Source organism: Streptomyces sp. NPDC048383 (assembly GCF_040651775.1).
In the GTDB taxonomy this organism is placed as follows: Bacteria; Actinomycetota; Actinomycetes; order Streptomycetales; family Streptomycetaceae; genus Streptomyces.
In genome coordinates this window covers 57,374-71,587 of sequence record NZ_JBEZKS010000003.1, presented here as the reverse complement: position 1 = coordinate 71,587, position 14,214 = coordinate 57,374, and the positions used below count along the sequence as shown (strand labels likewise).

The 14,214-nt window shown below is 73.4% G+C and carries 15 protein-coding genes; 7 read left to right on the top strand and 8 right to left on the bottom strand.

Annotated elements, in window-relative coordinates; translation table 11 throughout:
• Positions 1–85: 85 nt before the first annotated feature.
• Positions 86–742, top strand: a complete 657-nt coding sequence (locus AB0D46_RS04260) for a DUF4937 domain-containing protein (protein ID WP_362875734.1) — start codon at positions 86–88, stop codon at positions 740–742.
• A gap of 154 nt (positions 743–896) precedes the next feature.
• On the opposite strand, the gene AB0D46_RS04255 is transcribed toward AB0D46_RS04260, so the two are convergent.
• The 4 genes from AB0D46_RS04255 to AB0D46_RS04240 all read right to left on the bottom strand — a co-directional run bounded on the left by AB0D46_RS04255 (position 897) and on the right by AB0D46_RS04240 (position 5,182).
• Entirely contained in the window at positions 897–1,442 is a 546-nt protein-coding gene (locus AB0D46_RS04255; protein WP_362875733.1) for a GNAT family protein, read from the bottom strand.
• A 142-nt stretch (positions 1,443–1,584) separates the two neighbouring features.
• Positions 1,585–3,804 carry an NADP-dependent isocitrate dehydrogenase gene (locus tag AB0D46_RS04250; RefSeq protein ID WP_362875732.1) on the bottom strand — a complete coding sequence of 740 codons (2,220 nt, stop codon included), beginning with the start codon at positions 3,802–3,804 and terminating at the stop codon, positions 1,585–1,587.
• A gap of 115 nt (positions 3,805–3,919) precedes the next feature.
• Positions 3,920–4,171: a DUF805 domain-containing protein gene (locus tag AB0D46_RS04245; protein WP_362875731.1), complete on the bottom strand. Its 252-nt coding sequence runs from the start codon at positions 4,169–4,171 to the stop codon at positions 3,920–3,922.
• 189 nt (positions 4,172–4,360) lie between these two features.
• Positions 4,361–5,182, bottom strand: coding sequence for a chitosanase (locus AB0D46_RS04240; protein WP_362875841.1), 822 nt, complete (start codon positions 5,180–5,182; stop codon positions 4,361–4,363).
• Positions 5,183–5,491: 309 nt separating this feature from the next.
• Here AB0D46_RS04240 and sigK point away from each other — a divergent pair, with 309 nt between their 5' ends.
• Entirely contained in the window at positions 5,492–6,016 is a 525-nt protein-coding gene (gene sigK, locus AB0D46_RS04235) for an ECF RNA polymerase sigma factor SigK (RefSeq protein ID WP_362875840.1), read from the top strand.
• Entirely contained in the window at positions 6,013–6,732 is a 720-nt protein-coding gene (locus tag AB0D46_RS04230; RefSeq protein ID WP_362875730.1) for an anti-sigma factor, read from the top strand. Before sigK ends, AB0D46_RS04230 begins: the two co-directional genes overlap by 4 nt.
• 84 nt (positions 6,733–6,816) lie before the next feature.
• Here the strand turns inward: AB0D46_RS04230 and corA are convergent, their stop codons facing one another.
• The 3 genes from corA to AB0D46_RS04215 form a co-directional block, all read right to left on the bottom strand.
• Entirely contained in the window at positions 6,817–7,899 is a 1,083-nt protein-coding gene (gene corA / locus AB0D46_RS04225; RefSeq protein ID WP_362875729.1) for a magnesium/cobalt transporter CorA, read from the bottom strand.
• A gap of 179 nt (positions 7,900–8,078) precedes the next feature.
• Entirely contained in the window at positions 8,079–8,471 is a 393-nt protein-coding gene (locus AB0D46_RS04220; RefSeq protein ID WP_362875728.1) for a TOBE domain-containing protein, read from the bottom strand.
• A 103-nt stretch (positions 8,472–8,574) separates the two neighbouring features.
• Positions 8,575–9,543 (bottom strand): LysR family transcriptional regulator ArgP, encoded by a 969-nt coding sequence (locus tag AB0D46_RS04215; protein WP_362875839.1) that lies wholly within the window; start codon positions 9,541–9,543, stop codon positions 8,575–8,577.
• Between the two features lie 69 nt (positions 9,544–9,612).
• Here AB0D46_RS04215 and AB0D46_RS04210 point away from each other — a divergent pair, with 69 nt between their 5' ends.
• The 4 genes from AB0D46_RS04210 to AB0D46_RS04195 all read left to right on the top strand — a co-directional run bounded on the left by AB0D46_RS04210 (position 9,613) and on the right by AB0D46_RS04195 (position 12,788).
• Positions 9,613–10,239 (top strand): LysE/ArgO family amino acid transporter, encoded by a 627-nt coding sequence (locus AB0D46_RS04210; RefSeq protein ID WP_362875727.1) that lies wholly within the window; start codon positions 9,613–9,615, stop codon positions 10,237–10,239.
• A 160-nt stretch (positions 10,240–10,399) separates the two neighbouring features.
• A complete protein-coding gene (locus AB0D46_RS04205; RefSeq protein ID WP_362875726.1) occupies positions 10,400–11,482 on the top strand; it encodes an NUDIX hydrolase in 1,083 nt (360 codons plus the stop codon).
• 61 nt (positions 11,483–11,543) lie between these two features.
• Positions 11,544–11,972: a DUF6153 family protein gene (locus AB0D46_RS04200; protein WP_362875725.1), complete on the top strand. Its 429-nt coding sequence runs from the start codon at positions 11,544–11,546 to the stop codon at positions 11,970–11,972.
• Positions 11,973–12,119: 147 nt separating this feature from the next.
• On the top strand, positions 12,120–12,788 hold the full coding sequence (locus AB0D46_RS04195) for a DUF305 domain-containing protein (protein ID WP_362875724.1): 669 nt from the start codon (positions 12,120–12,122) through the stop codon (positions 12,786–12,788).
• A 124-nt stretch (positions 12,789–12,912) separates the two neighbouring features.
• Here AB0D46_RS04195 and AB0D46_RS04190 read toward each other — a convergent pair whose 3' ends face one another.
• Complete coding sequence (locus AB0D46_RS04190; RefSeq protein WP_362875723.1) at positions 12,913–14,208, bottom strand: DNA cytosine methyltransferase; 1,296 nt, start codon at positions 14,206–14,208, stop codon at positions 12,913–12,915.
• Between the last annotated feature and the right edge of the window lie 6 nt (positions 14,209–14,214).

Below are 14,214 nucleotides of genomic sequence, written 5' to 3'. Positions count from 1 at the left end.
TGATACCTCGGACCGATTGACGCCTACCAGGGGTCGAACGCCATGATCGTGGGGTCGGCTCGACCATGGACGGGGGCGGTTGCGCATGTGGGGGAAATGGATCGGTTGCAGGGTGCCGGTGGCGTCGCGGGAGCGGTTCGGGTCCGGTCAGCGTGCCTGGGCGGCGATCGGTGACGCCGAGGGCCTGGTGGGGCAGGTGGGCGGCTGGGACGGGGAGAGAGGGCACGCCAGGATCATGGGACTGTGGAGCGGATCCGAGTCCTACGGCCGCTTCATGCGTGAGCGGCACGACGAGGTGTTCGCCCTGACCGGCCAGGAGGGCTCCTTCACCGCGGTGGAAACCGCCGCTGGTGAGAACGTCCTCGACCTGGCCGGCGAGACGGCGGACCTGCCCGGGGCCTTGGCGGGCGCGGAGCTGCTGCGGGTCGCGGATTGCCGAGTGCTGCCGGGTCGCGCGGAGCACTTCCTCGCCGTACAACGCCGCGTGTGGGGGCCCGGTATGGCGGCGGCGGGCGGCATGCGGGCGGGGGTGGTCATCCGGCTCGCCCCGGACCGCTACCTGGTCACCACCCTCTGGTCGAGCCGTGCCGCTCACGACCGGTACCGCACGGAGCACTTCCCGGCCCTCCACGCCCGTGCCGGGCTCCCGGAGGACCTTCGCTCGACGACCGGTCACCTCATACCCCTGGAGCGGGACTGGTCCGTCGTGGCCGACGTGTCAGCCGGCGCGGGCACGGGCTGATGTGCCGGGGGCCCGGCAGGTGGGGCGGGCGCCCGGCCTGTGCCGGGGGCCCCGGCAGGTGGGGCGGGCGCCCGGCCCGGGGCGCGGGCGCACCGACGCGCTCGCCCGGAGGCCGCGTTGCCAGGGTGCGGGGTGCGGGGTGCGGGGTGCGGGGTCAGCGTTGCCAGGGTGCGGGCTGCCATTCCTCAGCGGGCAGTCCGAGGATCACCTCGTCGACGAAGGCACCGCTCACCCAGGCGGAGCGGCGTAGCGTCCCCTCCAGGGCGAAACCGGCCCGTCGGGCGGCGCCGATCATCGCCGCGTTGTCGGCGAGGGTGTCCACCTGGAGCCGGTGCAGACCGCGCACGGTGAACCCGTACTGGCAGAGCAACTGCACGACCTCTGCGCCGAAGCCCCGGCCGCGGCTGCCCGGGCGCAGCGAGATGCCGAGGTGGGCGCCGCGGTTGTGGGTGTCGATGCCCCACAGGAGGGCCTCGCCCGCCAGTTCCCCGGAGGCCAGGTCGACTGCGGAGAACACCACCGCGTCGTCGGCGGGCGCGGCCGGTTCGTACGGGGAGTGGCCGCCGCCGGCGCTCAGTGGACGCCAGGGTCGGGAGTCGGCGCGCGAGCGGGTGGCGACGTCCTCGTAGAGCTCGGAGTGGAGCACGGGTACGTCTTCGGGGAGCCGGGCGCGCAGCCCGGTCAGCTTTCCTCGGATCACCCGGCCTTCCTAGCCGTAGCGCCCGCCCGCCCACAACCGGGTTTCCGCGGAGGTACGCGGGTACGGGCCCGCCCCGGCCGGGCGTGCTGCCGGCCGGGGCGGACCCGTCTGCGGTGGTCCCGGGGTGAGCCGGGGTCCTGGCTCAGCCCAGGATCGCGAGCGCCTGCTTCAGGGTCTCGGACGGCCGCATGATCGCGGCGGCCTTGGCCGCGTCGGGCTGGAAGTACCCGCCGATGTCGGCCGGGGAGCCCTGGACGGCGATGAGCTCGTCGACGATGGTCTGCTCCTGCTCGGCCAGCGTCTTGGCGAGGGCGCCGAACGCGGCGGCCAGCTCGGCGTCGTCGGTCTGCTTGGCCAGCTCCTGCGCCCAGTACAGGGCGAGGTAGAAGTGGCTGCCGCGGTTGTCGATGCCGCCCAGCTTGCGGCTCGGCGACTTGTCCTCGTTGAGGAACGTGCCGGTGGCGCGGTCCAGGGTGTCGGCCAGCACCTGGGCGCGGGCGTTGCCGGTGGTGGTCGCGAGGTGCTCGAAGGAGACGGCCAGCGCGAGGAACTCACCCAGGGAGTCCCAGCGCAGGTAGTTCTCCTTGACGAGCTGCTGGACGTGCTTCGGCGCGGAGCCGCCGGCGCCGGTCTCGAAGAGGCCGCCGCCGTTCATCAGCGGGACGACCGACAGCATCTTGGCGCTGGTGCCCAGCTCCAGGATCGGGAAGAGGTCGGTCAGGTAGTCGCGCAGCACGTTGCCGGTGACGGAGATGGTGTCCTCGCCGCGGCGGATGCGCTCCAGGGAGTACGCGGTGGCCTCGACCGGGGAGAGGATCTCGATGGTGAGACCGTCGGTGTCGTGGTCGGCGAGGTACGTCTTGACCTTGGTGATCAGCTGCGCGTCGTGCGCGCGGCCCTCGTCCAGCCAGAACACGGCCGGGACGCCGGTGGCGCGGGCGCGGGTGACGGCGAGCTTGACCCAGTCCTGGATCGGCGCGTCCTTGGTCTGGCAGGCGCGGAAGATGTCGCCCTTGGCGACCTCCTGCTCCAGGACCGTGTTGCCGGCGGCGTCGACGAGACGGACGGTGCCCGCGGCGGCGAGCTCGAAGGTCTTGTCGTGGCTGCCGTACTCCTCGGCCTTCTGGGCCATGAGGCCGACGTTCGGCACCGAACCCATCGTGGACGGGTCGTAGGCGCCGTGGGCGCGGCAGTCGTCGACGACGGCCTGGTAGACACCGGCGTAGCTGCTGTCCGGGAGGACCGCGAGGGTGTCGGCCTCGGCACCGTCGGGGCCCCACATGTGGCCGGAGGTGCGGATCATCGCCGGCATCGAGGCGTCGACGATGACGTCGGACGGGACGTGCAGGTTGGTGATGCCCTTGTCGGAGTCGACCATGGCGAGGGCCGGGCCCTCGGCGATCTCGGCGTCGATCGAGGCCTTGATCGCGTCACCGTCGGGCAGCGCCGCCAGGCCGTTGAGGACGGCGCCGAGGCCGTCGTTCGGGGAGAGGCCGGCGGCGGCGAGGGTCTCGCCGTAGCGCGCGAAGGTCTTCGGGAGGAAGGCGCGGACCACGTGACCGAAGATGATCGGGTCGGAGACCTTCATCATCGTGGCCTTGAGGTGCACGGAGAACAGGACGTCCTCGGCCTTGGCCCGCTCGATCTGGTCGTTGAGGAAGGTGCGCAGGGCGTCGACGTGCAGGACGGAGGCGTCCACGACCTCACCGGCGAGGACCGGTACGGACTCGCGCAGCACGGTGGTGGTGCCGTCGGCGGCGACGTGCTCGATGCGCAGGGTGCCGTTCTCGGCGATCACGGTGGACTTCTCGGTGGAGCGGAAGTCGTTCTCGCCCATCGTGGCGACGTTCGTCTTCGACTCGGAGGTCCAGGCGCCCATGCGGTGCGGGTGCGCCTTGGCGTAGTTCTTCACGGAGGCGGGGGCGCGGCGGTCGGAGTTGCCCTCGCGCAGGACCGGGTTGACGGCGCTGCCCTTGACCTTGTCGTAGCGGGCGCGGATCTCGCGCTCCTCGTCGGTCTTCGGGTCGTCCGGGTAGGCCGGGAGGGCGTAGCCCTGGGCCTGGAGCTCGGCGACCGCGGCCTTCAGCTGCGGGATCGAGGCCGAGATGTTGGGAAGCTTGATGATGTTGGCTTCGGGGGTCTTCGCCAGTTCGCCGAGCTCGGCGAGGGCGTCGGCGATCCGCTGGCTCTCCTCGAGGTACTCGGGGAAGCTGGCGATGATCCGACCGGCCAGGGAGATGTCACGGGTCTCGACATTCACACCGGCCGTCGACGCGTACGCCTGGATCACAGGCAGGAACGAATACGTCGCGAGGGCCGGGGCCTCGTCAGTGTGCGTGTAGATGATGGTCGAGTCAGTCACCGGATGCTCCGCTCCACAGTCTGCGTCTCTCGTCTGCAACATTGCTCGACATCAAGATATCTCGTGATCGGGTCGACCTGGACAGCCCCCTGCCCCAAGTCGGACGAGACGCGTGTCACCTTCGGACGAACGACGAAGGCGCCGCCGTCGACCGTGTCCGGTCGGCGGCGGCGCCGGGAGGGTCGGAAGGGAATACGGCCAGGGTGTAGATCCAGGTGATGACCGGGTAGCTCCCCAGCGCGAAGTCGATGACCGTCAGGACGATCACGACGGGGATGGTGCACAGGACGAACATCCAGTATTCCTGGCGGCGCGATCGGCCGTTGAAGTCCGCGTAGCGCTTGATGACGTCGACGTAGTAGTTCACGAGTCCCCCCTAAGGACGGCATCGACGGCCCGGCCCACCGGAAGGGGTCGGGCCGGATTCACGCCTTCGACCCGCCGCGCCCAAGCCATTTTCGGGGGCCAAGAACGGGCCACCACCCCGAATCCTGAGGGGAGTTGGGACGTCGGCCGACGGCCGGGGCCGTTGATGCGGGGGTGACCGCGGTGCCGGTCAGCCGATGTGGAAGGGGTCCCCGTAAACCTTCCAGTCGAGCGGGGTGTTGAGGTTCAGGTTGCCCTTCTTCAGGAAGACCCGCTGGGCGGTGTCGACGCGGCTGGTGTCGCTGTGCGCCTCCTCCTGCTTCATGGCCCAGACGCGGGCGTCGAGGAAGGCGTTGAGCCAGGTCGTCTCGTTGCCGCCCTGGGCCGGGGGCTTGGCCTTGGTCAGGGCGCGCTTGCGGATGTTGCGGAAGCTGGTGGAGTCGGTCCCGTCGCCGTGCATGACGATGGCGTCGTAGTAGATGAACTGGCCGAGGGTGCCCACACCGTCCGTCTTGCCTTGTTTGACGGACGGGTTGAAGTAGACCCGGTCCCGCTCGTGGTCCTGGGCCTTCTTGAACTCGGCGTCCTGGGCCGCCTTGGCCCAGTCCCCGGTGAAGTTCGGGTCGAGGCCCGCGTGCGAGTCGCTGCCGTCGACGGCGCGCAGGGCCGGCAGGTACCTGGCGAGCACATTGCCCGGCTTGACCTGCGTGTAGTACTCGACGAGGTCGAGCATGTCGCCGGTGCCGGAACAGAAGCCGATGATCCCGGCGGTGTAGCCGCGGCCGTCGCCTATGTCCTCGATGTACTTGTACTGCGCCTTCCAGTCCAGCGAGGAGTTCTCCGCGCTGGAGACGATCCGCATGGCGATGTCCTTCTTCGCCGGGTCGTCCAGCCCCGTGGGGGCGGCCGCGACGGTCGCCGCGGGAGCGGGCGCCGGGGCCGGGGCCGCCGTGGCGTGCGCCGCGAGCGGGGCGGCGAGCAGGGCCGCGCCGAGCAGGGCGCCGATCGTCATCGTCTTGCGGTGAGGGGTGAACACAAGGCCTCCGTAAGGTGGTTGAGGCTTCCCGATTCCGTTAGGAAACTTTCCTACCAGACATCGCGGGGCGGGAACACCCCTCGCGAGGCATCCGCGGAAGAAACCAATCCGCACGCGCCCCGGCTCCGAAGTCCTCCATGACCGCCGCCGTCACCCACCCGGAGGACCCGCCATGACCCGTACGCGACCGCGCCCCGCACGGCACGGGCGGAGGCGACGCGCGTGAGGCAGTCGATCCCCTTCGGCGCCCCGCAGGAACGGTCCGCCCCCGAGCTCCCGGCCCTGATGGAGCTCGTCGCGCGCGGTGACCAGGACGCCTTCGCCTCGCTGTACGACGTGATCGCGGGCCCGGTGCACGGCATCGTCGTCAAGGTGCTGCGGGATCGGGCGCAGTCCGAGGAGGTCGCCCAGGAGGTGTTGATCGAGGTCTGGCGGCAGGCCCCGCGCTACCGGCCGGACAAGGGCGGCGTCATGACCTGGGTGCTGACCATCGCGCACCGCCGCGCCGTGGACCGGGTGCGTTCCGCGCAGGCCGCGACCGCCCGCGAACAGGACACCGCCTCGCGCGAGCACGCCCGCCCGTACGACGAGGTGAGCGAGCAGGTGGAGACCCGCCTCGAGAGCGAGCAGGTACGTCGCTGCGTGCGCGGGCTGACCGACCTCCAGCGCCAGGCCGTCAACCTCGCCTACTACGGCGGCCTGACCTACCGCGAGGTCGCCGAAACGCTGAACACCCCGCTGCCCACGGTCAAGACGCGGCTGCGCGACGGACTGATCCGGCTGCGCGACTGCATGGGGGTCACGGCATGAGCCGCGCCGGCACCGACACCGACCAACTCCACGCGCTCTCCGGGGCCTACGCCCTGAACGCGCTCGACCCCGGCGAACGGGACGCCTTCGAACGGCACTTGGAGCGCTGCGCCCTGTGCACCCAGGACGTACGGGAGTTCTCCGCGACGGCGGCCCGGCTTGGTTCCGCCGTCGCCCTGCCCGCCCCGCCCGGGATGCGGCGCACGGTCCTCGCCCGGATCGACGGGGTGCGCCAGCAACCCCCGGCGCGACGGGGCATCGTGGCGCTGCGGCGCCGGGCCCTGCCGCTGGCCCTCGCGGCCTGCCTGGCGGGGGCGCTGGCCCTCGGTGGGGCGGCGCTGCGCGAACACGAACAGGCGCAGCGGACGGCGATCGCCCTCCAGGACCTGACGGCGGTGCTCTCCGCCCCGGACGCCCGTACGGTCACCACCCGGCCGGGCTCCGGCGCGACGGGCAAGGTGGTGGTGTCCGCGTCGCGCGACCGGGCGGCCTTCGTCAGTTCCGGGCTGCCCGCCGCTCCGGCGGGTCGGACGTACCAGCTGTGGTTCGCCGACGGGTCGGCGATGCGGCCGGCCGGGCTGGTCCGCGCCGACGGCGCGACCGTACTGACGGGCTCCGTGGGGCAGGCGACGGCGGTCGGTCTGACCCTGGAGCCGTCGGGCGGCTCGCGGCAGCCGACCGGCGAGCCGCTGATGCTGCTGGCCCTGGGTGGCTGAACCGTACGAGGCCGGGGGGCCGGCCCGGGACAGCGACCCGTGGCCGGCCCCCGGGTCGGGCGGCTCCGGGTCGGGCGGGGTCCGTCAGAGCCAGCCGTTGCGCCGGAAACCGCGGTGGATGACGAAGCAGGCGACCGCCATGACGCCGAGGACGAGCGGGTAGCCGTAGGTCCAGCGCAGCTCGGGCATGTGGTCGAAGTTCATGCCGTAGACCCCGCAGACCATGGTGGGGACGGCGACGATCGCCGCCCACGCGGTGATCTTGCGCATGTCCTCGTTCTGGGCGACCGTCACCTGGGCGAGGTGTGCCTGCAGGATGGAGTCCAGGAGGCCGTCGTAGGCGCCGATCTGTTCGGTGGCGCGCGTCAGGTGGTCGGCCACGTCGCGGAAGTACGCGCGGATATCCGGCGGGATGACCGGTATCGGCTGCGTGGCCAGCTGTTCGAGTGGCCGGCCCAACGGGGCCACCGCGCGGCGCAGTTCGAGGAGTTCGCGCTTGAGCTGGTAGATCCGGCCCGCGTCGCCCCGGCCGCCGTGCTCGCTGAACACGGCCGTCTCCACGGCGTCCATGTCGCTCTGCACGGCGTCCGTCACGGCCACGTAGTCGTCGACGACGTGGTCCGCCATGGCGTGCAGGACCGCCGCCGGCCCCTTCGCCAATTGAACGGGCTCGGCTTCGAGCGCCTCGCGGACGGGGCCGAGGGTGCCGCGGCCGCCGTGCCGGATGGTGATGACGAAGTCCGCTCCGACGAAGGCCATCATCTCGCCGGTCTCGACGACCTCACTGGTCGCGGTCAGCTCCTCGTGCTCGACGTAGCGGACCGTCTTGAAGACGGCGAAGAGGGTGTCGTCGTAGCGCTCCACCTTGGGCCGCTGGTGTGCGTTGACGGCGTCCTCGACGGCGAGCGGGTGCAGGCCGAAGAGGGAGGCCAGCCCGGCGAGCTCCTCCTGCGAGGGCTCGTGCAGGCCGATCCACACGAAGCCGTCGCCGGCCTTGCGGACCCGCCGCAGGGCTTCCTCCGCCTCCCCGCAGCCGTCCTGACGGATGCCGTCGAGGTAGACCACGCAGTTGACGACGGCGCTGCCGAGCGGGGAGCGGGCGGGGTGACTGAGGTCGACGGCCCGCCGGTAGCCGCGGCGCACGGCCCGGCGCAGGCTGCTGAACATGGACAACGGCGTACTCCCCTTCGGCGGATCAGCGGCCAGTCTGCCACCGTCACGGCCGGCCGCACCGCCGCCCCGCGTCCGGCGCCCGGCTCCGGACGCCCGACTTCGGACGCCCCGCTCCGGACGCCCCGCTTCGGAACCGGCTTCCGGTGCGTCCCACCGACCCGTGGGCCCGGCCGTCAGCCGCGGTCCACGAAGACGCTGGTGGACTTCACCCGCGCGGTGGCCCGCGCGCCCACCTCCAGGCCCAGTTCCTCAACCGCCTCGCGGGTGAGGAGGGACACGATCCGGTGCGGGCCGGCCTGGATCTCGACCTGGGCGTCGACGGTACCGAGCAGGACACCGGTGACGATGCCGGGGAAGGAATTGCGCACCGAGGTGGAGGCCGCCTCCTCCGCGTCCGTGCCGTCCTGCGCGGCTTCCACGCAGAACGCGGCCAGGTCCGGCCCGTCCACCATGCGCCGGGTTCCCTCACGGCGGGTGGGGAAGCGGTCGGCGTCGGCCCACCGTCGCGCGGTGTCGACGCTGACGCCCAGCAGCCGGGCTGCCTGGCCGATCGTGTAGGACTCCATGCCGGAAGCGTAGGCGGTGTCGCCGGAACGGCTGCGGCGAGCCGGTCGTTCAGGGTCCTGACCGGCCCCGGTGCTGCGGCGGACCGGCCCGAGGCGCGGGCGCTCAGGCGGGCCCGGGCCCGAGCCGGGAGCGGCCGATGGCGACCGTCCGGCGGCCCGGGAGGACGTCCGGCGGCAGCAGGGCTTCCATGGCGGCCTGGGCGACGACCCCCGCGACCGTGGCCAGCGCCGGGGAGTCCAGCTTCCACTGCTGCCAGTACAGCGGGACGTCCAGGGGCGGCGCGGGCTCCAGCGGCACCAGCGCGCCCGTCTCCAGCAGCGGCAGGGCCTGCGGTTCGGGGACCAGGCCCCAGCCGAGGCCGGCGGCGACCGCGTCGCGGAACCCCTCCGAGGTCGGGACCTGGTGCCGGGCGACCGCCGCTCCGGCGACGCCTCCGGTCAGGGCGCGCACGTAGCCGTCCTGGAGCTCGTCGCGCCGGTCGAAGACGATCACCGGCGCCTCCCTCAGGTCCCGCGCCCGGGGTCCCGTCAGGTGGCGGGCGACGAAGTCGGGGCTCGCCACGGGCAGGTAGCGGGCCAGGCCCAGTGCCCGCACGGTGCAGCCCGCGACCGGGTCGGGCGAGGAGGTGACGGCGGCCATCACCTGCCCCTCCCGCAGCAGCGCCGTCGTGTGCCCCTCGTCCTCCCGGTAGAGCTCGAAGCAGACCGGCGGATCCTGCGGCACCCGGGTCAGCGCCGGCAGGAACCAGGTCGCCAGCGAGTCCGCGTTGACGGCGATCGGCAGCCGGACCGGCCCCAGCCCGTCGACCATCCCCATCCCCAGCTCGACGCGGGCGTCCCGTTCCAGCCGAGCCAGCTGCCGGGCGAAACGGATGACCACCTCCCCGGACTCGGTGGGTCGCACGGGCTTCGTCCGCATGAGCAGGACCCGGCCGGTGCGCTGTTCCAGGGCCTTCACGCGCTGGCTGACGGCGGACGGCGTGACGTGCAGGGCCGTGGCCGCCGCGTCGAAAGTGCCCTCGTCGACCACCGCGAGGAGCGTCCGTACCTGTTCGAGGGGAAGTTCGTCCATCACGAACGCTAAGGGTACGTAAAAATCTTTAGCTGTACTGGCGCCACGCCGCTGCCTACCGTCGATCACATGAACCACGGCATCACCACAGCAGCTCTGGCCGGCTTCGGCACCGGCCTCTCCCTCATCGTCGCCATCGGCGCGCAGAACGCCTTCGTCCTGCGCCAAGGCGCGCGCCGACAGGCCGTGTTCCCCGTCGTCGCCATCTGCGCCGTGTCCGACGCCCTCCTGATCACCCTGGGCGTGGCCGGGGTCGGGGCGTTCGTCACCGCGTGGCCGGCCGCCCTGACGGCCGTCGGCATCGCCGGCGGTGCCTTCCTGATCTGCTACGGACTGCTCGCCGCGCGCCGGGTGCTGCGCCCGGACCCGGAAGCGGCCCTGGGCACGGCCGGCGGCGCCACCACCGGGTCGGTCCGCGCGGCCGTGCTGACCTGCCTGGCCATGACCTGGCTCAACCCGCACGTCTACCTGGACACCGTCCTGCTGGTCGGCTCCCTGGCCGCCGAACGCGGCGACCTGCGCTGGGCCTTCGGCACGGGCGCCGTGCTGGCCAGCCTGACCTGGTTCGGGGCGCTCGGCTACGGCGCGCGCCTGCTCAGCCGTACGCTCTCGCGGCCCAAGGCCTGGCGGGTGCTGGACGGACTGGTCGCCGCGACGATGGTCACGATGGGCGGGATGCTGCTCGTCCGGGCCTGACCAGGACCATCGTCCCCGCGGTGGGCGCGGGCCGAGTCGGCGCGGGTCGATGCGCGGATCGTGGCATGCCGCGGGCGGTCGCACGCCACGGATGCGGTAGGTCTGGTGCCGTACCGGTGCGCGGACCCGCCGCGCCCCAAGCGACCCAGGAGCAACCGCCGTGCCCGAGCGTCCACCCGAGACCCCGGTCCCCTCCCCGGCGCCCCGGCGCTCACCCGTGTCCGTCCGAGCCTCCTTCTCGACCTTCCCCTCCCCCCTGCTGGCCGCCACCGGCATCGTGCTGGACGGCCTCGGGAGGGTCCTCGTCCTGACCACCTCCCACCGGGACGACCCGGAACTGCCGGGCGGCGCCGTCGCGGACACCGAGACCCCGGAGCAGGGGCTGGCGCGGGCACTGGAGGAGGAACTGGGGCTGACGGCCCCGGTCGGGCGGCTGCTGGCCGTCGATTCCTGTCCGCCGGGCGCGCTGGGCCGCTCCCTCGTGGCGCACGTGCACCTCGTCGGCCCCCTCACCGATTCCGAGGCCGACGGCCTCGCCCTCCCGGACGGCGAGGTCACCGGGGCCGACTGGCTCACCCCCGAGGAGGCAGCCGCCCGGCTCCCCGCCCGGACCGCGCCCCGGCTGCGCGCCGCGCTGGCCGCCCTGTACTCCGGTTCCTTCGCGCACCTCGCCGACGGCGTTCCCCAACCGGGCTCCCCCGCCGGACTCGACCCGGCCGACCGCGCCGCCCTGGAGCACGCGGGCCGCTTCGACGCGGCCGGGCACCGCGCGTCCCGCCCCAAGGCCCTCACCGCGGCGAACGTCCTGTTCACCGACGGCCGGGGCGGCATCGTCCTCGTCCAGCCCGGCTACGGGGCCCCCGGTCGCTGGCTGCTGCCCGGCGGCGGCGTCGACAGCGACCTCGGCGAAACCCCGAGAGAGGCCGCCGCGCGGGAGGTCCGCGAGGAGATCGGCCTGGACCGCGCCCCCGGCCGGCTCCTCGGCGTCAACTGGTCCCACCGCCCCGGCTACCCCGCCCGGATCCGGTTCCTCTACGACGGCGGCGTCCTCGGCCCCGCCGAACTGGCCGCGATCCGGCTGCCGCCGGACGAGCTCGTCAGGTGGCGGACCGCACGGCGCAAGGAGCTGCGCGGCCTGGTCAAGGGCTCCCTGCGCCGCCAGATCAAGGCCTGCCTCGACGCCCTCGCGGAGGACGCCGGGCCGCTGGAACTCCACGACGGCCGGTGCGTGCACCCGCGCTGACGGGCGGTCGGCGCCCCGCCCCGGGGTCGCTCCGCCCCGGGCCGGCGCTTACGATGCCGACATGCGTACGTGGGCGGGGCGAGCGGCAAGGGCCTTCGGCCCGCGCGCCCGCCTGCTGCTCGTCCTCGCGGTGCTGACCGGCCTCGTCGCCATGCACGGCCTCGGGCCGGCCCCGCTCGCGCCGGCCGCCCACGCCCCGGCCCACGGAGCCCACGGAGCCCTGGGGGCTGCCGGGCACGACACCCCGGCGGCGGACCCGTGCGCCTGCGTCCACGCCGATCCGCAGGGCGGCTCCGGCGGTCACACCGAGCACGCGGACGCCACCTGCGCCGCCCCCGGCACCAGCGGGCCGCCGGTCCTGTCCGAGCCCGCGAGGGCGCCGGGCACGGTCACCCCGGCCCCGGCGGGCCCGTACGGCGTCCTCACGGGCGCGACGGCCTGCGGGCGGGCGCCTCCCTCACTGAGCGAACTCCAACTCCTGCGCGTATAGGGCTGCTCCGGCATGCCCGGCCCCGGGCCGTGTCGTCCCGCGACGACCCCGTCGCCCATGACGACGCCCGGTGGCCGGCGCCGCCGCCCGCGAGCCCCCATCCCCCGCACGCCCTCGCGCGTGCCGCAGCACAGGAGCAGCACCACCATGACCGTTCAGCGTTCCTTGGTCCGCCGTACCTCCACCGTCGTCGCGGCCTCGGCCGCGGCCCTCGTCCTCACCGCCTGCGGCAGTGGCGAGGACGGCGGCGCGGCCCACGGCGGCCACGACTCCACCCCCACCGCCTCCGCGTCCGCGAAGCCTTCCGCGTCCGCGAAGCCCTCCGCCGACGCCGGCTCCGCCACCCGCAAGGGCGGGAACAACGCCGCCGATACGGCCTTCGCCCTCGGGATGATCCCCCACCACCGGCAGGCCCTGGAGATGGCCCGCCTCGCTCCGACCCGCGCCGGTTCGGCCGAGGTGAAGAAGCTCGCCGAAGAGATCGAGAAGGCCCAGGACCCCGAGATCGCGACCCTGTCGGGGTGGCTCGTCGCCTGGGGCGAGCCCGTGCCCGCCGAGGACGCCGGGCACGGCGGTCACGACATGGCCGGGATGATGACGGCCGAGGAGATGGCCGGCCTGACGAAGAGTTCCGGAGCCGCCTTCGACAAGGCGTTCCTGGAGCTGATGGTCAAGCACCACGAGGGCGCCGTGGCCATGGCCCGGACGGAACAGGCCGGCGGCGCGTACGGACCGGCCAAGGAGATGGCCGGGGCCATCGTCGCCTCCCAGAGCGCCGAGATCGCCCGGATGAAGGCGCTCCTCGGCACCGGCTGACCGGCTCGGGCGACGGCGGGCGCGGCCGGTCCACGGGCCGGCCGCGCCCCCCGTTCCCACGGCCGTCGCCGTAGCCCCCGGACGATCAACCGGAGCGCCCGAGGTCGTCGCGCGGGAGGACGGCCTACGGGTTCGGGCAGGTGGGACCGCAGCCGTCCGGAGCTCCGCAGCCCTCCTTGCGGAGGGTCGCCCGGTCCTCGTCGGCCGCCTCCGGCCAGTCCTCCCGCAGCTTCTCCTCCGGCGGGAGCGGCAGCGCCAGGGCGGCGGCGAGCACGTGCATGCCGAAGAGCGGCGGCACGGCGTTGCCGACCTGCTGCGACTTGTCGCCGCCCGACCAGGGGTAGTTCGGCGGGAAGGTCTGAAGGATGCCGGCCTCGGCGATGCGCAGCCGGTCCGGCGCGTGCGGGGTGCCGTCCGGGTGGCGCACGGCGTTGCGGGAGACCTTCCCCGTCACGGTGAACGAGGGCTGCCGGTCGGTGCGGATGCCGCGCTTCTTCGGGTCTCCGCCGCTGCCGTAGTTGGACACGACCTCGAAGGGCGGCCTGCGGCCCGCGGCGCTCCCCTTGCCCGGCCCCAGGACCTCCCCCATCGGCACCCAGGGGCGCAGCGGGTTCCCGGCTCCCGCGATCGCCGCCGCCGACGGTTCGCCCGGGAGGGGGCCCGCAGTCGTCACGTCGTCGGGGCCACCGCGCTGCGGCTTCTGCGGGTTGTAGGTGTGGTGGGTGGCCCCGGGCAGCGGAGGGGTCCCGTGCCGTCCGAGCCGGGCGATCAGAATGGTGCGGCGGCGGGTCTGCGGAACGCCGTACGCCTCGGTGCGCAGGGTCTCGACCTCGGCGACCTCGTAGAGGACCTTCGTCCCGTCCGGGTGGGGCAGGCCCGTTTCCAGGGCTTCCCGGTAGACCTGCCACAGGGCTTCGACCGCCGGGACCTGCTCCAGGACGATCACGTCGAACGGTCGCCCCGCCCGGTTCGGGGAACCGAGGGCAGCGATCGCGTACCGGAGGGGCTCCAGGACCAGCGCGGTCCTCGGGTCGTCGCCCAGCTCCGTCAGCCGGCCGTCGATCTCCTCCTCGGGAACGCCCCGCACCAGCGCGTGAATGACCTGCTTGACCTCGTCCAGCGCCTTGCGACCCGCGCCGCTGCCGGCCACCGAGTAGGTCTGGCACGGCGGCCCGCCGGCCAGCACGTTCAGCCCTGCGGGGAGGTCCTCGAACCGCTCCCGACGCACCGCGCCGACGTCCGCGTGCCAGGTCCGGAGCCCGGCGCGGTACCGCGTCTCGCAGGCGTCCTTGTCCCACTCGATCCCGAGCGAGGGCACGTCCAGCAGGTGCGCGGCCACGTCGAGGCCACCCGGACCGGCGAAAAGGTCCAAAATGTACGGATTCTCAAGGAATCCGGTGACTGCGTCCGTGCTGGTCATGTGGCG